Source organism: Paenibacillus sp. GCM10027630 (genome assembly GCF_042676305.1).
In the GTDB taxonomy this organism is placed as follows: domain Bacteria; phylum Bacillota; class Bacilli; order Paenibacillales; family NBRC-103111; genus Paenibacillus_S.
The window spans coordinates 1-20,810 of sequence record NZ_JBHTGY010000096.1 but is presented as its reverse complement, the minus strand read 5'-3'; the positions used below and the strand labels follow the sequence as shown (position 1 = coordinate 20,810).

General features: G+C 46.5%; 17 protein-coding genes. 10 read left to right on the top strand and 7 right to left on the bottom strand.

Annotation, left to right across the window (positions count from 1 at the left end; translation table 11 throughout):
* Window positions 1-2: 2 nt before the first annotated feature.
* Window positions 3-329 (top strand): antibiotic biosynthesis monooxygenase, encoded by a 327-nt coding sequence (locus tag ACFQ0C_RS35755; RefSeq protein ID WP_379374238.1) that lies wholly within the window; start codon window positions 3-5, stop codon window positions 327-329.
* A gap of 83 nt (window positions 330-412) precedes the next feature.
* Here the strand turns inward: ACFQ0C_RS35755 and ACFQ0C_RS35750 are convergent, their stop codons facing one another.
* Window positions 413-1,807, bottom strand: coding sequence for an MFS transporter (locus ACFQ0C_RS35750; RefSeq protein WP_379374236.1), 1,395 nt, complete (start codon window positions 1,805-1,807; stop codon window positions 413-415).
* 173 nt (window positions 1,808-1,980) lie between these two features.
* Between ACFQ0C_RS35750 and ACFQ0C_RS35745 the strand changes: the two genes are divergently transcribed.
* The 6 genes from ACFQ0C_RS35745 to yiaK all read left to right on the top strand — a co-directional run bounded on the left by ACFQ0C_RS35745 (window position 1,981) and on the right by yiaK (window position 11,467).
* A complete protein-coding gene (locus tag ACFQ0C_RS35745; protein ID WP_379374234.1) occupies window positions 1,981-3,558 on the top strand; it encodes a helix-turn-helix domain-containing protein in 1,578 nt (525 codons plus the stop codon).
* Window positions 3,559-3,716: 158 nt separating this feature from the next.
* Window positions 3,717-4,277 (top strand): nitroreductase family protein, encoded by a 561-nt coding sequence (locus tag ACFQ0C_RS35740; RefSeq protein ID WP_258216296.1) that lies wholly within the window; start codon window positions 3,717-3,719, stop codon window positions 4,275-4,277.
* A 419-nt stretch (window positions 4,278-4,696) separates the two neighbouring features.
* Window positions 4,697-9,043 (top strand): S-layer homology domain-containing protein, encoded by a 4,347-nt coding sequence (locus tag ACFQ0C_RS35735; protein ID WP_379374232.1) that lies wholly within the window; start codon window positions 4,697-4,699, stop codon window positions 9,041-9,043.
* A gap of 158 nt (window positions 9,044-9,201) precedes the next feature.
* Window positions 9,202-10,002: a class I SAM-dependent methyltransferase gene (locus ACFQ0C_RS35730; protein ID WP_379374230.1), complete on the top strand. Its 801-nt coding sequence runs from the start codon at window positions 9,202-9,204 to the stop codon at window positions 10,000-10,002.
* A gap of 153 nt (window positions 10,003-10,155) precedes the next feature.
* Window positions 10,156-10,449: a Dabb family protein gene (locus ACFQ0C_RS35725; RefSeq protein ID WP_258216293.1), complete on the top strand. Its 294-nt coding sequence runs from the start codon at window positions 10,156-10,158 to the stop codon at window positions 10,447-10,449.
* Window positions 10,450-10,465: 16 nt separating this feature from the next.
* Window positions 10,466-11,467 carry a 3-dehydro-L-gulonate 2-dehydrogenase gene (gene yiaK / locus ACFQ0C_RS35720; protein ID WP_379374227.1) on the top strand — a complete coding sequence of 334 codons (1,002 nt, stop codon included), beginning with the start codon at window positions 10,466-10,468 and terminating at the stop codon, window positions 11,465-11,467.
* 152 nt (window positions 11,468-11,619) lie between these two features.
* On the opposite strand, the gene ACFQ0C_RS35715 is transcribed toward yiaK, so the two are convergent.
* The 4 genes from ACFQ0C_RS35715 to ACFQ0C_RS35700 all read right to left on the bottom strand — a co-directional run bounded on the left by ACFQ0C_RS35715 (window position 11,620) and on the right by ACFQ0C_RS35700 (window position 16,230).
* Entirely contained in the window at window positions 11,620-13,431 is a 1,812-nt protein-coding gene (locus tag ACFQ0C_RS35715) for an ABC transporter ATP-binding protein (protein WP_379374500.1), read from the bottom strand.
* Window positions 13,432-13,486: 55 nt separating this feature from the next.
* Window positions 13,487-15,271, bottom strand: coding sequence for an ABC transporter ATP-binding protein (locus ACFQ0C_RS35710; RefSeq protein WP_379374225.1), 1,785 nt, complete (start codon window positions 15,269-15,271; stop codon window positions 13,487-13,489).
* Between the two features lie 22 nt (window positions 15,272-15,293).
* The gene (locus ACFQ0C_RS35705; protein WP_379374223.1) at window positions 15,294-15,815 is read right to left on the bottom strand and encodes a MarR family winged helix-turn-helix transcriptional regulator; all 522 of its coding nucleotides are present in this window, start codon (window positions 15,813-15,815) and stop codon (window positions 15,294-15,296) included.
* 139 nt (window positions 15,816-15,954) lie between these two features.
* Window positions 15,955-16,230, bottom strand: a complete 276-nt coding sequence (locus ACFQ0C_RS35700; protein WP_379374221.1) for a hypothetical protein — start codon at window positions 16,228-16,230, stop codon at window positions 15,955-15,957.
* Window positions 16,231-16,505: 275 nt separating this feature from the next.
* Here ACFQ0C_RS35700 and ACFQ0C_RS35695 point away from each other — a divergent pair, with 275 nt between their 5' ends.
* Window positions 16,506-16,706, top strand: coding sequence for a copper ion binding protein (locus ACFQ0C_RS35695; protein WP_379374219.1), 201 nt, complete (start codon window positions 16,506-16,508; stop codon window positions 16,704-16,706).
* A 67-nt stretch (window positions 16,707-16,773) separates the two neighbouring features.
* Window positions 16,774-17,631, top strand: coding sequence for a hypothetical protein (locus ACFQ0C_RS35690; RefSeq protein ID WP_379374217.1), 858 nt, complete (start codon window positions 16,774-16,776; stop codon window positions 17,629-17,631).
* An 80-nt stretch (window positions 17,632-17,711) separates the two neighbouring features.
* Here ACFQ0C_RS35690 and ACFQ0C_RS35685 read toward each other — a convergent pair whose 3' ends face one another.
* Together ACFQ0C_RS35685 and ACFQ0C_RS35680 are read right to left on the bottom strand one after the other, a co-directional pair.
* Entirely contained in the window at window positions 17,712-18,287 is a 576-nt protein-coding gene (locus ACFQ0C_RS35685; RefSeq protein WP_379374215.1) for a DJ-1/PfpI family protein, read from the bottom strand.
* Window positions 18,288-18,319: 32 nt separating this feature from the next.
* Window positions 18,320-19,060, bottom strand: a complete 741-nt coding sequence (locus ACFQ0C_RS35680; RefSeq protein WP_379374213.1) for a DUF975 family protein — start codon at window positions 19,058-19,060, stop codon at window positions 18,320-18,322.
* 239 nt (window positions 19,061-19,299) lie between these two features.
* Between ACFQ0C_RS35680 and ACFQ0C_RS35675 the strand changes: the two genes are divergently transcribed.
* Window positions 19,300-20,181 carry an NAD(P)-dependent oxidoreductase gene (locus ACFQ0C_RS35675; RefSeq protein ID WP_379374211.1) on the top strand — a complete coding sequence of 294 codons (882 nt, stop codon included), beginning with the start codon at window positions 19,300-19,302 and terminating at the stop codon, window positions 20,179-20,181.
* Window positions 20,182-20,810 lie beyond the last annotated feature (629 nt).

Sequence of the window (20,810 nt, the reverse complement as noted above, 5' to 3'; positions counted from 1 at the left end):
TTATGTTTATTCAAATGAGAACCATCGTAGTAGAGATGGGAAATTCGGACAAGGTAGTGGAAAAGTTCGGGCAGCCAACGCGGATTGATGAAATGGAAGGACTTCTCGATGTGTATGTCATGGTTAACAAAAAAAGTAAAGAGACCGAAGAAATTATCGCTATGATCAGGTGGGAATCTGAGGAGGCCTGGAAAAATTGGGAGAAGGATCCTGTTCATATTGAAGGTCATCGTAACAGCAGAGGCCAAGAAAAGCCGGCATATGTTATTAGCTCGAATGTTAATATGTATGAAGTGAAAAAGATAAAACCAGGCACATTCGGCAAGTAAATCGCATGCAGTGTGAGCTTGTGCAGCAGCGCATAATAAAAACAGTCCAGCATCGGCCTTAACGGCTCTGCTGGACTGTTTGGTTATGCGGGATTTTCACCGGGTGAGGTACGTTTGGTGCTGCTAGTGTCGGTCTGCTTTCGACCAAATTGGAAGTAGAACAGCACCGTGTTTACAATGATGAGCAAGCTTAGTACCAGGAAGATATTGCTGAACACGGCAGCCGAGGGTATCAGTAGCAGTGGATTGTATGCCAAGGCGGTTTCCCCGGAATCGAGCATTCTGCCGATGAGCGAGGTTGCAATAGCCCCCGATATGAAGTTGGCCATCATGAAGAGGCCCATGCCGACCCCGGTTTGTTCTCTTGGCAGCGTCCGCGATACGGTATTGGACAATCCGATTCCCAAGAATGTAGCTCCAATATTGCCGAAGATCAGAAATACCCACAGTATAGTCGGTTGGATCCCGGCGGTAATGGACAGCAGTACAAAGGAAATAAACTGCAGAGCAACAGCTATAAGCACAAGCATAACATTTCCCTTTCGGTCTGCCAGCTTTCCGCCGCTCCTCCCAAGGAAGGAAGCTATAATAGCCCCAGGGAACATGACGAAGCCGACAACTGCAGGGGATAACTGATTCAATTGAGTCAACATCTGCGGAATGATAAAAGGGATGCCAAAGCCCAGTCCGCTGCCGATGAATGAAACCAGGATGGCGATGGTATAGTTCTTGTTCTTAAAGATAGAGGGCTGAATAAACGGATGTGCCGAACGTCGGATGTGCAGGATAAAGAGCACAAGCAGCACAGCCCCAACGAGAAACAGCGTCCAGGCTCCATTGGTGATGCCAAGCAAAAACACGGTGATGGTTATGGCCAGTATGGAGCCGCCGAGCAAATCAGTTTTGCCTTCCGTTCCTTTATTGTCATCCAAGTATTTACGGTAAGACGGCAATGTGAGCAGAACGATTACGGATAATAGGAACAAATAGCGCCAACTAGCGAGGCTTGTCACAAATCCTGCAATAATGGGACCGATAGCCGTTCCCAGTGCTAAGCCTGAGGACGTAATTCCGAGTGCTCTGCCGCGGGTTTCGGGCGGGAAGTAGCGCACCGGAATAATCATCGCTGTGGCCGGGATGACGGACGCGCCTATGGATTGAAGAATGCGTCCTGCAATAATCATCCAGTAATGTGTTGCGGCAAAGCCAAGCAAGGAACCCACTGCAAAAAAAGTCAGTCCTATGGTTAATAAATCCTTGAGACGGTACTTATCCGCCAATTTTCCATAGGTTACAGAGCCGATTGCATACACGATAATATAAGCCGTCACCACCCAGCTTACTTGCGATGCCGAGAGCTGGAATTCCCTTCCGATTGTAGGTAAAGCGACGTTAAACATAGTCGCATTCATCACAGAAAGAATCAGTGTAAAAGCTAGAACCCGGATTAGTTTCTCTCCCGATTGAGATGTAGTCATAGAGCCTCCTTCTTGAATCATCAATACCCAACAATACTTTAGTATAACGTATTTAACAGGCTATGGGAAAAGCTTGCAAAAACTTACATTGACTATGAGAATCATTTTCAAATAGTATGAGTTTAAGGATACATGAAATTTTAAATTACTTTTATTACTAAGGATGTGTGTTTATGTCTTTTAAACCAGATCGCAGGGGCTACTTTTCATTGGAATACATAGGGACCCAAGAGCTCCATGTAATGGAGAGAAGCGACTTGCGCGTCAATAGAAGGAATGAACACTGCTTTGGTTTTGCGCTTCAGGAAAACGTAACGGTGACTTTATACAATAAAGATAAAAGCAAGACAGGCAAGGTTCTTAGCGGTGAGTTCTTCCTCATTCCGCCTGATTGTGATTTTACCCTGCATAATGAAGCTGAACGTACGGCTCCACTACTAATTATAGGGTTTCATTGTTTGCCATTCCAGCATTCCGTTACCCAGCATAAGCCTCATGTTCGTACTCAACCGCTGCTGCTGGTAGAGGAATTCCAGCTGTATAGCTTCCGAATGCCGCAGGTTCGCAGCTGGATTCAAGATTTTATGAGTGATTGCAAAAAGGGAGAACCTGCGCTTTTATATCAACTTCAATCGCATCTTTATGCAATGGCCGCCGCATTCATGACTTTGGTACAGAAGCCGAAGGAGCTGGAGGAAGGGCTAAAGGGTTACGTCGAGCAGACCCGTCAGTACATGCTTGAGCAATATCATCGCGATATGGACATTGAAGAGCTTGCCCGTCTGTCGGGATCCAGCTCCAGCCGTTTTTATCAGGCATTCCGCAGACATACAGGGCTTAGTCCCAATAAATTTATTACCAAAATCAGGCTGGATGCATCTTTAAGCTTACTTGCAAATACACGGGAGCCTATTATAGACGTAGCTCATTCCATAGGGTATGCAGATGAATATTACTTTAGCCGTTTGTTTAAAAAGCATATGGGCATGGCTCCGACGGAGTTCGCAGCCTGTGCTCAGAAGACAGTTGCCAGTCTGTCCCCTGTATTTCATGGCGATTTGTCCGTACTTGGAATTACCTCGCAGGTCGCTTTAAAGAGAGGCTGGTCGGAATCACCCGATAAAGCACTCATACAGCTTAAAAGATGTCAACCGGAGCTGATTCTTACCTCCCCTATATCTGATGAGGTGTACCGGTCGTTATCAGAAATTGCACCTGTTGTCATGCTTCATTGGAAACGGATGTCTTGGAAGGAGAGGCTGCTTGAAATCAGCAAGCATCTCGGTGTGACCAGTGTCGCTGAGCGGTGGCTATCTTATTTTGACATGAAGGTGGAGAATGCACGTTTTCATATACGCAATCATTTGGGGGATGAGCCGGTTTTGCTGGTTCGCGCCAGTGAGGAGCGGTTTCGCGTGTTTGGTATGCAGAGGCGTAAGATGAAAGACCTGTTTTATGACGATCTGCAGGTAACTCCACCTGATCTTACGAGGCATATTGCAACGATGGATGCCACCTCTTTGACTGAAGTAGCTGCTTTGGATTGCGACAATGTCTTGTTCCTGGTGGACAAGCTGGAGACGGAGGCGTATTGCGCACAGCTGGAGGACCGTTGGGATCAGTTAAGAAAAGGGCGGGGGAAGAAGCACTGCCTGTTTATCCGGCATGTCGACCCGTTATTGTATAATGCGGCGGTTCATGAGAGTCTTGTTGATCAAACTGTGCAGCATTTCATGCAATACAAAAGCTAGACAAAGGCCTTACAAAGGCTTGATGGAGTTAAGAGAGCAAGGCTGTGGAAAAATCCAAGCTATAAACAGGAATATCTATTCACCCGTTGTTGAATTGATGTACGATTAATATTGATGAGAATGATTATCATATTAATTCAGCAAATGAGGAGATTCATATGGAATTAGCCCAATTGATTAAGGAAAGACGGTCCGTGCATCGTTTCGAGCAGCGCCCAGTACCTGTTGAATTGGTTATGGAGCTATTGGATACAGCTGTTTGGGTGCCTAATCACAAAATGACCGAGCCTTGGCGATTTATTCTGTTACATGGGGACGGGCGCAAGAAGATTGCTGAGGTGAGCCGTTCTCTGAACGAGAAGCGTGAGCGTGATCCGGAGAAACGTCAGGCGGCAGGGCAGAAGTTTTACGACAAGCTGATGTCTGTGCCGATGTTCCTGGTTGTTGTAATGAAAGAAAACCCTCATGTCGTGGTGCGCGAGGAGGATTATGCTTCAACGAGCTGCTTGATCCACAACTTCAGCCTGCTCGCTTGGGAACGCGGAGTAGGTATGGTGTGGGAGAGCTATCCGCTTATGCACGATCCCGCCTTCCGTGAAGCTCTGGGCATCGGACCGGGTGAGAAGGTAGTAGGCAGTCTGCACATTGGCTACCCGGCGAGTATTCCCTCAGCGCAGGAGAGAACCCCTGCCGAACGGCTGTTGACTATTATTGAGTAGTTTATAAGGGCAAATTAGTTATTTGGTGTGATTTGGGCATGGCGGATTTAGAGTATAGAGGATCCTTTAAACAAGAGGTAGGATGGCCCTTGTCTAAAGGGTCTTTATTGTGTTTTACGGATCCTGCTTGATGACTTCCATCCCTTTCATAAGATAGGAACTGGGGATGGTTTCCGCATTCTAATAGTGGGTGCAAAAGCCATTCTTCCAGAAAAAGAAGCTGGGGCTTTTTATTTGAAATAAGCCAATAAAAACACAATCGCAAACGAAAAAACGACAATTCGAGCTAAGCATCTTGTTATATATTTAGGCATAGGCTTGTCTATTTGTAAAAGGAGGATCAATAATTTGAAATCGTTTACATATTTTGGTTTAGTGCAACTTTTAGATTTTTGAAAATGATAAGGGAGGCGATTCTAGTGAGCAAAATTAAGAAAACAGTAAGTTTATTTTTGAGTGCGCTGCTTGTTTTGCAAATGGTACTGATTATTGCACCATTGCAGGTGCATGCAGAAACGATCAACGAACTAGCTAAATACGGTGCGAGTGCGAACGCTGTCATTGAACAAACCACTGCGTACCAGGGGTTTCACTTTCCAAGAAACCATCAAGGTGGCTCAACTGCTAGTTATAATGTCAAAGCAGGTAATGGAACGGAGCGGCAAGCGTACTTTAAGTTCGATTTGCCCGATCCTAGCAAAGTAACCCAAGCGGATAAAATATTACTGAGCATAAAGGCAAAAACAACGGTTACAACAAATCCAAGTTTTACTGTGGTAGGGGTAACTTACAACAATTGGAGTTCCGATATTAATTACCAATGGGTAGCTACGAATTCACCAGTACCACCGGCAGGTTCAAACTTGATTACGTGGACCAATGCAGCAGTGCGATACAATAGTTCGGTAACAGATTCATTATTGAGATATGAGACAAAATATGGGGCTCAGGCCACTGAACTGGGAACCTTTTCCCCTACCGCAGTTGATGATGAATATAGGGTTGACGTAACTAATTTCGTCAAACAAAATAAATCTGCAGGAGCGGTTAGCTTCTTGGTTAGAGCAACTGAAAAGACACAAACCGGTGCTTCGACCATTTATAACTCTTTCAACACTGACGCTGATTTTAGCAGTTCATTGTTCGGTAGTACCAACAAAAAACCAGCCTTGATTCTTCAAAAATTAGAAGGTTCAGGACCTAATCTTCCCTATACGATTCTGCCGGCTAACGTAACAGCGAGTGCCGATGACGGTAACATTCCTCAAAACGTGGTAGGCAACAATCGCTACTATCGGTGGTCTGCTCAAAACACGGCTGATCAACGTCAGTGGATACAGCTGGACCTAGGCTCAGCAAAGCCGATAGGTTATCTGGGCATTGCGTTCAATGCAGGGAAAATCAGGAAATCCTTTTTTGATATTCTTGTTTCCAACGATGGGATAACTTGGACACCAGTACTCGTGGGGCAAGAAAGCAGTGGAACAACAGAGGAAGTGGAGCTCGTCAATCTGAGTGGCAAGAATATAACAGCTCGTTATGTGCGGTACCTCGGAAATGGGAACAGCGCACCGAATTCAAAAGATTGGAACAGCTTAACAGCCTTCCAAATCTATCCGCCGGCTGCGGATGGCAGTACTAATCTTATTCCGGTTCCTTACACGGAGCCTCCGAAACCTCCGGCAAAACGTAACACTGTACCTGGTTTAGTCGATGGAGATGGAGCGCCATACATTCCGTATGAGCCAAATCGTAATCCAATAAAAACGTGGAACATTGTCACAGATTTTGGTGCTAAACCGGATGATCCGAATTTTGACAATTCGCTTATTATTAATAATGCCATAAGTGATCCTAGAGTTCTTGCTAATCATGAAATCTATTTCCCTAACGGTGTTTACCACCTCAAATCAACGATGAGTACGGATGCTTTATCCAATTTCCAAGTGAAGAGTAATGTCAATCTTCGTGGTGAAAGCGAACAAGGCACCGTTCTACTCTCTTACTTTAATGAACTGAATGGCAGCTCACGTGTAATTAAAGCTTTCGCCAAGAAAGAATTGCTTATCTCCAATTTTACTATCAAATCGATTTTTGGGGACAAGTTGAATGAAATGGGACCAGACGGTCAACCGAAATATGCATATTCTACGAACACAAATACAGCGAATCCTAAAATCGGGGGATATGGAAACGGGATTTATATCGACCAGAGTGGTGGTATTGGATCTAATAAAATAGTTGTTGAGAATGTCACTGTAGAGCATTTCCAACGTATGGGCATAAGGGTTAGCCGGAGCCAAGAAATCACCATTCGAAACAGCACCTTCAAAAACGCTACTGATGTCGGCGCAGGGGGAGCAGGATATGGCATAGCTGTTCAAGGTGACACTACTAAAGTTGATCACTTCGGTGAACCTATTGATGTGTATTTCAACCTTGTTGAAAACAATAAGTTCCTTGGGCCCTATCTCCGACATGGAGTGATTGTCCAGCATTTCGCGCATAACAACCTGATAACAAAAAACTATGCCAATAGGACCTTGTTGGACTCTCTTGATCTTCATGGTGAAAATGAATATTTAAATGAAATCAGCTATAACTTGATCGAAAATGTTCCGAAGGAAGCGATTGGGGTCGGCAATACGGGAGGTACTCCACCAAATACGAATCACTCAGCTTCCGGCCCGAAGAACTATATCCATCATAATACACTTAAACATAATCGTGACGGCGTGATGGTTTACATGGGCTCCCCAGATACGATAATTGAAGCGAACGAGATTATCGGAACGTCAGATTATAAAATGTATGGCGGAACGAGTGGAGAAGATGGGACTACTAATGTAGTTCAGGATGGAGTTGGCATTAAACTCCACAATGCTCCAGGAACCATTGTTAAGAACAACATTATCAGAGGCAACACTGCAGCTAATTACTCGGGAATCTTGCTATCTCATCATAATGGAGATAGTAACGTAAATATGCTTGGTGCAGGTGCAGGTGATCCTGAGAACGTCACAATAACCGGAAATACTGTAACGGGAAATACTTACGGATTAAGGATCGAAACAGGGAAAAATATTATTGTTAAGGGTAACACCATCAAGGATAATCTTATTCGGAATTTGAAGGTTGATATTGCTTTGGCCGAATCAGACTTGAAGGAAGCGGAGGCAACCTTAAGCAGCTTGAAGGTAATGGATGGTACTACGCCTCTAGACTTGTCACCAGCGTTTGCAGCTGATAAAACAGACTACTCTATAGCCAACGTCGCGAATCGAGTTAGCTCGCTTGTCATCAGTCCAACACCGCAAGTTAATACTTCGGTTATTAAAGTGAATGGAACGGTTCTGACCGGCACGAACGGTGCTACAGTTGCTCTGTCTGCTGGATCGAATAACATCACAATTGAAGTCACTGCTGAAAACGGTACTAAGAAAAATTACCAAATAACAGTAGTCCGATTTGGTTCCGGGTCCTCTGGCAGTACTAGTGGGGGATCTTCATCGGGAGGATCTTCATCAGGTGGAACACCGACTCCTACAGAAGGAACTAAAAACAACCAATCTACACCATTGACTTCTGAGGTTAAGACGGTTAATGGTAAAGAGGTAGCTCAAGCTAAAGTCGATGATAAAGTAATTGATGCTGCTTTGAAGAATACGGACATTGGCAAGCTTAAGCTGGCAGTAGATTCTAATGTAAAAGCAAATCAGATGGTCGTAACGTTGAATAACAGCGCCTTGCAAAAGATCGCGACGGAAGACAAAGTGAAATCAGTGACCATTGATACGAAATTAGGAAGCTATGAGTTGCCTGTGAAACAGATCAACCTTCAGGAGTTGGCGGCGAAGCTTGGAGTTTCCAAAGAAAATGTTAATGTTGAAATAACGATTACCAAGAATGAGGATGCCGCGGAAAAGGCGAAGTCCTCCGGTCAAAAGGTGCTTGGAACGGTTGAATTTACGGTTAAAGTCACTTCAGCGGATGGAAAAAGTGTAGAGCTTTCTACATTTACTCAATTCGTGCCTCGTACCATCAAAGCGGAAGGGACCTTAAACGCACGTAATTTAGCAGCAGTTCGTGTAGAGAAGGATGGTCAAGGCAGCCCTGTTTACCAGCCGGTTCCGTTCACTGTATCCGGTGCTGAGGCCACGCTTTATAGCAGAACGAACAGCACTTACATGCTGTTAGAAAATAATATTACATTTGCCGATGTTAAAACTCATTGGGCCAAAGACGAAATCGAACGTATGGCCAATAAATACATTGTGCAGGGCGTATCGAAGGATGAGTTCCAACCGGATCAAGCGGTTACCCGTGCCGAGTTTGCAGCATTGATTGCCCGGTCTATGGGATTGAAGCCGATAACCTCATCCCAAAACAAATTTAATGATGTCCGTTCCGGGGATTGGTTTGAGGGTCAAGTGTATGCTGCGGCAGAAGTTGGTATCGTTTCGGGCTACGATGATCAAACCTTCCGTCCGAATCAAAAAATTTCCCGTCAGGAAATGGCTGTGATGATCTACCGTGCAATGAAATTTACGGGATTTGATAACAAAAGCCAAGCGGGATCGAATGTAACGTTTACAGATGAGAATCTGTTTGAGAATTGGGCGAAGGAAGCTATTTCCGTAATGGCTAACAAAAAAATTGTGGAAGGTGTCGCTTCCGGTAAATATGATCCGACAGCAACCGCTACTCGCGCTCAAAGCTCTGTAATTTTAAGCAGAATGCTTTCTATTGTTCAGTTTAATCAATAACATGATTAGCAAAAGACCCGCCATCTCTTAAGCAGAGTTGGTGGGTCTTTCTCATACTATAGGTACAACAAAATTCCATGGTTTCTAGCAGAAAATTCCATATATTTTTGATAAAGCCAGGGATATAATTTTAGAAAATGGTACTGGGGGATGTCGACATGAATGAGAAGGGCAAGGTTGAGGAGCAGTATAAAGCTTCGGAGCCCCTTAAGATAAGGGCCAATACACATCGTCTGTACTCTGAGAATGTAATAAACCTGGACGTGGAAGCTCAAAAGCTAATGAATTTAAATGGGACAGAAGCGGTTCTGGACGTGGGCTGCGGTCCAGGTGCATTTCTGCGTTTTTTAAAAGACCAAGGCCATTCAGGACGCCTCGTGGGCTTAGATCAATCCCCAGGAATGATTGCAGAAGCACAAGATGACATCATTCAGGGATTTGTCGGGGATGTGCAGCAGATCCCTTTTGGGGAGGGGGTCTTTCAGTGGGTTTCAGCCAGACATATGCTGTATCATGTGCTGAATATACCAATCGCATTGGGGGAAATGAAAAGAGTTTTGTCATCCAATGGAAATGTAATTATTACAACGAACTCGCAAAGATCGCTGTCTGGAATAAGGGAGCTCCGCAACCGAATGTTATTGAGCTTTGGTTATCAAGAGACAAGCTTGCAGGAATCTTTTATCCATACTTTTTGTATCGAGAATGCGAGTGAAATTTTGGGAGCCGCTTTTTCTTCTGTTCGGGAAGTTGTCTATGAAAATGCTTTAATCTTTCACAATTCAGAGCCGATTGCAGCTTATGTGGGTACCATGTTCAACATGATGGATATTCCAAATGACGAAAAGCTGCATGCCGAGATGCGAATGTGGCTGAAGGTAGAAGCTGAGCGAATAATACAGAGTCATGGGGGTACTTGGCGTGATCCGAAAAATACGGCGGTCTATATCTGCCGGTAACTCTTAGATCAGCTTTCCTTCCCACGCACAAATGTTGTCTGTATTTCCGCAGCATAGGCCAAATGACGAGACCGCTGTGGTAAAATATAGAGCAGTAAGAAAACGTTGTCAAAGCGGAAACACATCAAAATTTATTTGTGAGGGGAATGGCTAATGGTAGAGCATCTGGTTTTATTCAAATTGCATGAGGACACAACGGAAGCAGATAAACAGAAGGTCGTGGAGACCCTCCAGGGTTTGAAGGATATTCCCGGCATTGCCGAGTTTTCAGTCGGTCTAAATCATTCCCAAGAGGGCAAAAGCAAAGGTTTCGAAGTTGGGATGAGAATCGGCTTTGAAGACCAGGCATCGCTTGATGCATACTTGCCTAGTGAACGCCATCAGTCGACTGTGGGACTAGTAAGAGAGCATTTTGCCGATGTTATCGTGTTGGATTACACATGGTAAGCAAGGAGAGCTTGAGATGAGCAGGGTAAGTTATGACGAGATGAAGGGTGAACTGCTTCGTGTTCTTTTGAAGAATGGCTTTTCCTCCGAGCGGGCTGAGCTATGCGCGAGCCTGTTTGCCGATGCGAGCCGGGATGGTGTGTACTCTCACGGCTTGAACCGTTTTCCTTCTTTTATCGAGCAGATTAAGAAGGGGAATGTGGTTGTGGATGCAGAGCCTGTGAGAATCACAGCTTGGGGAGCCTTGGAGCGTTGGGACGGTCAATATGGCCCCGGTAATTTGAACGCGCATGCTGCTATGGCAAGAGCCATTGAGCTATCCCGTGAGCATGGGTTGGGAGCTGTTGCGCTGAAGAACACGAATCATTGGATGAGGCCCGGCAATTACGGCTGGCAGGCCGCGGAAGCGGGCTGTATTGGCATCTGCTGGACGAATACGATGCCAAACATGCCTCCATGGGGCTCCTCAGAGAGCAAGATCGGCAACAATCCGATCGTTCTGGCTGTTCCCCGCGAGGGAGGGCACGTCGTACTGGACATGGCAATGGCTCAATTCTCCTATGGACAGCTGCAGTCTTACATATTCCGTGGGGAGCCGCTGCCGATTGAAGGTGGTTATGACGACGCCGGCAATCTGACGCGAGATCCGGCTGCAATTATGAGAACGCAACGAACGCTGCCGATCGGCTACTGGAAGGGCTCCGGGCTATCCATTATGCTCGATTTGATCGCTGTCATGCTATCAGGAGGCAAGTCCACCTACGATCTTGCTCAAGAGGGCGGAGAGCGGGGGATTTCGCAGGTGTTTCTTGCCTTTGACATGACCCGCGATCCGTCGCATCAGGAGCTGGCAGAACGCATCGAGCAGATCGTGCAGGATCTGCAAGCAGCGGAGCCGGTACCTGGCTTAGGGAGCGTTCGTTATCCCGGCGAAGAAACGCTGCGCAGAAGACAGATCAATCTGGAGCAGGGGATTCCGGTTGAGCCGACGATCTGGCAGCAGGTGCTGGAGCTGTAAGCAGCTAAGCAGATCTATGTCGGACTGAACTCATAAGCAGGCGAGAGAGTTCCACCCCAAAAAAAGCGGGCCACCCCACGTAGAATAAATCTACTCGGGATGGCCCGCTTTTGAATTGCAGGAGTATTCCATTGATATCAGACAGAGTACTATCACACAGCCCGGTTGAACTGGCTGGTGTACAGGTTGTAGTAGAAGCCTTGGGCAGCCAACAGCTCATGATGGTTGCCTCGTTCTATGATTTCCCCACCGTTCAACACGAGAATTTGATCCGCTTCACGGATCGTGCTCAGCCGGTGGGCAATTACAAAGCTGGTACGTCCTTTCATCAGCGAGTTCATCGCTTCTTGAATATGCATCTCAGTGCGCGTATCGACGGAGCTCGTCGCTTCGTCGAGGATCAGGATCGCCGGATCGGCCAGGATGGCCCGGGCGATCGTGAGCAGCTGCCGCTGCCCTTGGCTCAAGTTGCCGCCTTCTGCGGTCAACTGAGCATCATATCCCTGCGGCAGCTTGTGAATAAAGCTGTCGGCGTTAGCGAGCTTCGCCGCGGCTTCAACCTCTTCGTCCGTCGCATCGAGACGGCCGTAACGGATGTTCTCCCGTATCGTGTCGGAGAACAGGTAAGCATCCTGCAGCACGATACCGAGCTGCTGGCGCAGGCTGTTCTTCTCCAGCGACCGGATATCTTCGCCGTCAATAGTAATGTTGCCGCTATCGATATCGTAGAAGCGGGTGAGCAGGTTGACGATGGTTGTTTTTCCGGCTCCCGTGGGGCCGACCAGCGCGATGGTTTCACCCGGCTTGGCGGACAAGGAAACATTCTTCAGGGTTGGCGTATCCTTTTTATAACTGAAGCTCACGTTATTGAACACGACCTCGCCCTGGACTTGCCCCAATTGTTTTCCTCCGTTAGCTTCATCAAATTCGGGTTTGACATCCATAACCTCGAATACTCTTTCTGCTCCGGCAATACCCGACTGGATCATGTTGAACTGGTTCGCGAGCTCATTGATAGGCCGTCCGAATTGCTTGGAATAGTTAAGGAAGGCGACAATGATCCCTATGGTGGTCATGCCTTGGATAGCCATCCAACCGCCAACAGCCGCGATCATCGCATAACTCGTATTATTGATAACGTTCATGACAGGCCCGATGAAGCCGGATAAAATTTGTGCTTTATTGCCGGCTTCTCGCAGCTTTGTATTGATTTTATGGAAGTCCTCAATCGCTTTTTCTTCGCGGTTGAACGTTTTGACCACCCTCTGCCCGGAGACCGTTTCCTCAATAAACCCATTGAGCTCACCGAGGCTTTGCTGTTGTCGGCTAAAAAAGCTGCGGGTCCGCTTAGCGATCTGGCCGGTCACACCCATGGCCACTGGTATAATAACAAGGCTGAGCAATGTAAGCCATAGATTCAAGCTAAGCATCATAATAATGGCGCCGGCAAGGGTCAGGACGCTGGTCAACAGTTGAGTCACGCTCTGATTCAAGGTGTTGGTCACGTTCTCGATATCGTTGGTCGTACGGCTCATGAGCTCGCCGTGGGTTTTGCTGTCAAAGTAGGGGAGCGGTAGCTTCTGCAAATGCTCGAACAAATCGCGCCGCAGCTCAAAAACCGTGCGCTGTGATAGTCCTGTTATGACGTAGGACTGGATCCATGAGAGAGCCGCGCCAAATACATAAATGGCAAACAAGGTGAGACAAAGCCACAATAGGCCATCGTAGTTTCTTGGGATGATATACCTGTCGATGGAAATCCCGATAAGATAAGGTCCGATCAATGCCGATACTGTGCTGAGCGAGGTTAAAATAACAACAGTGATCAGACTTTTGCGCTGTTTGCGCAAGTATTGCCACAGTCTATAGAGGGTGGCCTTAGTATTCTTGGCACGCACGACTTTGCCCATCATTCCGCGGCCTGGCCCCATACCCCCACCGGGACCGCCTCCAGGGCCTATCATGATAGGAGGGGCGGCTGCAGGACCGGAGGACGAATGCTTCATTGAATCTCTTTCGTTAGCCATGGATAACCGCCTCCTCGCCTAATTGCGATTTATAAATATCTTGGTACACTGCGCTGGTCCGATATAGCTCTGCATGGTTTCCTTCGGCAACCACTTGCCCATCCTCCAGCACAATAATGGTATCCGCTTCGAGTACGGATGATATCCGCTGAGCGATTACGATCCGTGTGGTGTATGCGGACTGCTCCTTGAGCGCCTTCTGAATCCGGGCTTCGGTTCCCAAGTCAACAGCGCTTGTGCTGTCATCCAAAATCAGCACGGGAGGCTTCACGAGAATCGCCCGGGCTATGGAAATTCGCTGCTTTTGCCCGCCGGAGAGGTTGACGCCCCTTTGTCCGACAACCGTCTTGTAGCCATCCGGCATGCCGATGATAAAGTCATGAGCCTGTGCAGCTTTGGCCGCCGCTTCCACTTCTTCTTGCGTTGCATCGGGCTTGCCGAAGCTTATATTCTCCTGAATCGTTCCGGTGAACAGGACCGCTTCCTGCAGAACGACTCCAATGCGGGTCCGCAAATGCTGCAGATCGATATTCTTCACATCGGTTCCGTCAATAAGTATGCGACCTGAGGTTGTATCGTACAGCCGTGGGATAAGGTTAACCAAGCTGGTTTTACCTGAACCTGTCGCGCCCAGGATGGCTATCGTTTTGCCTGGCTGAGCCGTGAAGCTGACTTTTTTGAGAACGAGCGATTTCATGTCGTTGGGATTTTTATTCTCAACATCAGCGTCAGAATCGGCAGCCGAGCTAGTGTGATAGGCAAAGGATACGTTATCGAAAACAACTTCTCCATTGCGGATAACGTTAGTCTTGGCCGTTGCGCTATTGATGATTTCCGTATCGGTCTCCAGCACTTCGTTCATCCGCTCAGCGGAGGCTCTGGCACGAGATACGTTCATCAGCACCATACTGACCATCAGAAGGGAGAACAGCATCTGGGTCACGTAGTTGAGGAATGCAATTAGATCACCCACCTGAATTGAACTGCTCCATACTTGCTGCCCTCCGAACCAGAGCACGAGCGCAATGCTAGCGTTCATAATAAGCATCATAAGCGGCATGATCAATACGACTATGCGAGTGGCTTTGGTGGCAATTTCCATTAATTCTTCGTTGGATTTGCCGAACCTTTTATTTTCGAAATCAGCACGGACAAAAGCTTTCACGACCCGGATACCAGTCAAATTTTCCTGCAAAACGTTGTTTACGCTATCCAGCTTCTTTTGAACTTTGGAAAAAAGCGGAAAGCCCTTGCGGATTACTGTGGTTAGCACGATCAACAGAATCGGAGTGACTGCGGCTAATACCAAGGCAAGCGATGGACTGATTGTAATAGCCATGATCAAGCTGCCGATTACGAGAAGAGGGGCTCTGACTAATATGCGCAGTGTCATCAAGACAACGTTCTGCACCTGTACAACGTCGTTCGTTAACCGAGTTACGAGGGAGCCGGCTTTAAATGTATCCAGAGTACGGAATGAAAACGATTGCACTTTGATGAACAGGTCTTTACGTAAATCAGTACCAAAGCTTTGCGAGGCGGTGCTGGAAAAGAAAGTGCAGCCAATCCCGCCGATCAGGCCGATCAAAGCTGTTCCTACCATAAGCAGCCCCGTCTGCTGAATGTAAGGCAAGTCGCCATTTTGAATACCAATATTAACAATGCTGGCCATGTATTTCGGCTGAAGAAGGTCCATATAAACCTCGATAAGCATAAAAAGCGGGGCAAGTATGACAGCCAGCCAGTAGGGCTTAAGATACTTGGCTAATTTCCACATGCTGAGCACCTCATTTCGTTTGTCACCATTTCGATCCAGAGCAGGGCGGCTTATCGTCTTTGTTGCACGGCCGTCCATACCTGTGTTCTTGTTCTTTGTCTTGTAACAGATCGAGGTTTTTCTTTAGATTGTCGTACATTTGCAGCAGCAGCTTGCGCAGCAGCTCCTGATCTTCGACGGTAAAATTTTCGAAGCACTGGGCTTCCATAATTTTAAAAGCATTCCGAACCTCTTCGTGAGCTTCTCTGCCCTTATCCGTCAAATACACGCGGGAAATTCGCTGGTCCTTATCGTCCGGTTTGCGTTCCACAAGCCCGTTTTTTTCGGTGCGATTCAGCATGACTGTCAAGGTTGCCGGTTTTATATGCAGTCTCTCGGCAAGCTCCTTCTGGCTTTGACCGTCTTGCTTGGATAGGGCGAAGAGAAGCGGCGGCTGGCCTGGATAAACTTCTTGATCTTGAAGCAGGCTGTGCATAGTGTGGCGATGCGTCCTCAGGACCCGCATAAACACAGAGTGCAGAGAATCTGAAGTATGAGTATCCATAGCTATTCCCCCTCACCTATAATTTAATTAGTCGACTAACTATATTATTACCATTTGTTTCCGAAGCCGTCAACTGTGCGATTGAAGATTCTCGAAACACGGCTTTCAGAAACAAATATAGGGATTGGATCGTCCAGTTTTACTCCACCTTCAAAGCAGCCCACAGGAACACAAAACACGCCAGACACACCGCCAACGATCCAGCGAGCACCGATACCCAGAACCACGGAGTTCTCACAAATTCTACCGCTTCGCCCCAAACAGACTCTGTATGGTTATTTTCCTGGAACTGTTGTATGGATTGCTCTAGGAAAGCTTTTGCCTGCATTTCATCCTGGCTTTCAAGCTGCTTCCAAAGCTCAGCATGCAGCTGCTGAATCGATTCTTTGTGTTCGCTGTCTTTTAATAAAGCCATTGAATGCCCTCCTATTTCCAGTTTTTATATATACTACCTAATATCTTTAGACTTAACGAAGTGTGGAATAGTTTCAAAGATTTCAGGAATTTTTATCAGAAAAGCATATAGCAGTTGACTAAATATAGGGTAGTGGGGTATACTATTTTCATGAAGTGGTTCAATACTCTAAAAGTCCATGATTGAACCGTGAGTCCTTAAACACACATGATCATCTATTACCCGAGTGTTTCTGGGCGCATATAACAAACTAACCAAGTAAGGGGAAATGAAAGATGACGAACGTGACATTGAAAGTAGAAGGTATGAGCTGTGGACATTGTGTTAATTCCATAGAGGGAGCGCTACAGAAGATCGGTGTAGACGGAAAGGTTGATCTGGGAAATAAATCGGTTGCGGTTTCTTTTGATGAACAAAAGGTAACCCTTAATAAAGTAAAGGAAACCATAGAAGATCAGGGATATGACGTTGTTTAATTGATAATAAAAGAAGCTGGGCGCATATCCGACGGTAGCAATAATAGAACAGAGTGGAGAGTAACCTATGAGGAAAACATTAGTTGTGCTGCTTGCAATAATAGCATTCAGCACTTTAACGGCGTGCGGCAGTTCCAAAGGAGCTGTGACGGCGGGAGAAAGCCATCCATCCGGTCATGGAGGCGGTCATGGGCAGGGAAATACTGCTGATAAGATCGGCGGGGACGCTGAGCAGGATAAGCTTAAAGCTTCCTTTAATTTTGGCGATGGTGGAGTAAATGCAAATCAGGATACGGAAGTAATGATACAAATAACAGGTGAAGACGGTACCCCGGTTAAGCAATTTAAAGAAAATCATGAGAAGCTGATGCATCTCATTGTTGTCAGCCAGGATTTATCTTTCTTCAACCATATTCATCCTGATTATCAGGGTAATGGCAAGTTTACGGTAAAAACCCGCTTTCCTGCGGGAGGCAAGTTTAAAGTGATTGCTGACTTCATTCCGGCCGGCGGCTCCAATAGTACCAAGAGTGAATGGGTGCAGGTAAAGGGGCAGGAAGCAGCGCCGGTTGAAGTAAAGCCTGATTCCAATCGCATTAAGCAAGTCGGGGATAAGGAAATTGAGCTCAAGCTTAGCGGTACAAAGGCAAAGGAAGAAGTTACTTTGACATTCAACATTCGGGATGCGGCAACGAAGAAGGGGATCAGTAACCTGCAGCCTTACCTGGGCGCGGTGGGCCATGTAGTCATCTTATCCAGGGATGCCGAGCAGTACCTCCATGTTCACCCTGTAGATGAAAAAGCGTCAGGACCGGACGCCAAGTTCGCCACTTCGTTCCCACAAAGCGGTATCTACAAAATCTGGGGACAGTTTCAGCATGAGGGCAAGGTATTCACAGTACCTTTTGTAGTTGATGTGAAATAAAGGGTTTGCAACCAACCGTCCCAAGCGTTATGCGGGATGGTTTTTTGTTGTCCTCCGTAGATTAACGAAAAAAACGGGCCCTATGCAATAGGCCCGCGGATATCTTCATATAATGACTGCAGCTCTTCCTTGCTGTCAAACAGGTTCAGCCAATCGAAGACGGCGAAGGAGAAATCAACGAAGGCGCGACCTGTAGCCGTAATCACATGCCCGTCACGAACGACCCGCTGCTGGAGAAATTGGTCGCGAGGAAAAGGGTCGCTTACGCCGAGGCTTGCGATAGCAGCGGGAGAGCAGGAGGTCGTGAAGCTGTGACGGTCCAGTATGCCCGCACGGCCAAGAAATTGGGGGCCGTTGCAAATCGCAGCAAGCAGCTTCCGCTCCTTGTCCAGCTGTTGAATAAGCTGTGTGAGCTGAGGCGGCTGCTCTGTAATCGGCCCACCCGGTATCAGCAGCGCTTCTACATCGGGGTAGTCGAAGGCTTCCTCGATCGTAGCGGCTGCCGTATAAATGAATCCGGATTGACTGACGAGCGGATTCAGGTCACTGCCGATGGTAATGATCTCTTTATTGCCGACTGTCAGCAGCCGGTGGAAAGCGAACATGACCTCGAATTCAGCCATATTTGGATAAATAAAGCATAATACTTTTCCCATCTGCCAGTACCTACTCTCTTTGAAAAAATTTTTTACTCAATAATCGGTCGGTTCAGCCTCAGTTCGTCATAGCTGCATATACCTTCATCAAGCGCATTCTGGCGCAGTGCCAAGTACAACTCCGCTTTTGTGGCATTTTCATAAGGCATTACAAACAATACACCAACGAACAATGCTAATACCCCAAGCAAATACCAACCTATAAATGAAAGGTCCAATACAAACATATCGAATTTTTGGCCTGCTGTCATGTTTTTACTTAATTCAACAGCCCGCTTGTACCCGATGTTCGGATTATCCCCCAAAATATAAGGAACGAGACTGTAGGCGTACGTTTTAACAATATCCGGAATGATGAGAAGCAGGAACCACAAGAAGGTGAGGAAGGCGCGCCAGAACATGGCTTTTATAATATCGAGATATCTTGTTTTAGTAAAAGCGTACCCCAGGTAGTTCATGTTGACATCATTTTGTGCGGCTTGAGAGAAATAGCGTCTCCCTCCAACTTCAAGTGGAAAACCGAGAAAAATACGAAACCCTAGCGCAAATAGGATGACTGCAACAGCGACAATAATGATGATTATCAAAACCAACAAAGGGAAATCCTCATTACCCGGCGAGTGGAAGCTGGAAGGTCGATTATAATTGAAATTAAAGGACCCGCTGCTGGAACCTCCTACAAACGCAACAATAAGGCTAACTAAAAATGCTTTCCAATAGGACAATCTAAGCACATCTTTGGCTCTTGCTTTGAGAATCTTGCGATCCCACATATGTATCCCCCCTAAGATTCATTTTGTTCAGGAAGCGCTAAATAACCGCTCTTTGTATAAGTACTTACATTCAACCAAATTATACCATAAAAAGAAGTCCGAAGAGCATCAGCCTGTGGTAGGAACTTATATTGCAGGACATTTCTTGTTATACTGGAAGAACATCATGAATTGTCTGTTTTCTGCTTATGCCCTTTTTTATATAATGAGATTGGACTCTACGAAAGGTGGTAATGATAGTGGGATTGAACAAAGAGCAAACAGTGATAGGTTTGGTAGGCACAGGTGTTATGGGAAAAAGCATGGCCGGTCATTTCATTAAGGCAGGCTTTGAGGTTCATGTTTACAATCGCACAAAGGCCAAAGCAGAGGATCTGCTTGAGCAGGGAGCCAAATGGCAGGATTCACCTGGACAGCTGGCGCAGCACTGTAATGTTATCATTACGATGGTAGGCTTTCCGAGCGATGTAGAAGAAGTGTATTTGGGGGAGCAGGGCATTCTGCGAAATGCTAAGCCGAACAGCTACCTTATTGATATGACGACATCCAGCCCTGCGCTGGCGGTAAAGATATATGAAGCAGCTCTTGAGCACAAGATGGTATCCTTGGATGCTCCGGTTTCCGGCGGTGACGTAGGGGCTAAGGAAGCAAGGCTGTCTATTATGGTCGGCGGAGATAAGGAAGCGTTCGATACGGTTCTGCCGCTGTTCGAAATCATTGGCAAGAACATTGTGTATCAAGGACAAGCCGGAGCTGGCCAGCACACAAAAATGTGCAATCAGATAGCTATCGCGAGCAACATGATTGGGGTATGTGAAGCCCTCGTATATGCGAAAAAAGCGGGATTGGACCCATCCACCGTGTTGAAAAGCATTGAGTCCGGAGCAGCTGGAAGCTGGTCGCTCAGCAACCTCGCACCGCGAATTATTGCCGAGAACTTTGACCCGGGCTTCTATGTGAAGCATTTCATCAAAGACATGGGAATTGCCTTGCAGGCAGCAGAAGAAATGAAGCTGGACATGCCGGGTCTGTCATTAGCCAAGTCATTGTACGAGCAGCTTGCGGCAATTGGCGAGGAAAACAGCGGCACACAGGCGTTGTACAAAATCATTGATAAGTAAAAGTGAGACCGCTGTTTCGGAATAGGATGGAGGGGCAGCAGCAGCTTGGGTGTAAAAACATATGGCAGCTGCCTTATGGGAAAGAATGCTACATAAGCTTCCTATCCTGTGCACAGGGCGTTACAGATGAAGACAAGCGAAAGACAGGTGAGAGTGCGCTAATAAGCGCGCCTTCACCTGTCTTTTTATCATTTTGCCTAACGAGACACGAAGGTATCATCATCGAGAGGGCTTTGGATTGAAGTTTTACTTTTATATCAGGCTTAATAAATATTCTCAGCGGAGAGAAGCTGAACAAGTCTGATATTGCAAGAAAAGCAACCGCTAAGACACGGATGTATCATCATCGAGAGGGCTTCGGATAGAAGATTTACTTTTTACAGGAATTTCTCATGTTAATTTCACCCGAACTCTCTGAAATACTGATATAACTGGAAATTCTCCATCTAACTCGACGAGTTTTCGGAGAATCGACCGAATAGGTCAAAATTAGCGCCGCTATTTCCAGTTATATACATAGATATCACTAGCGTTGCATCGAAGCTAACACACAAATATTAATTCTATAATTTACTATTTATGTAATTATATATTATATTTTCATGGACAAAACATAAAAAAATCTCCAG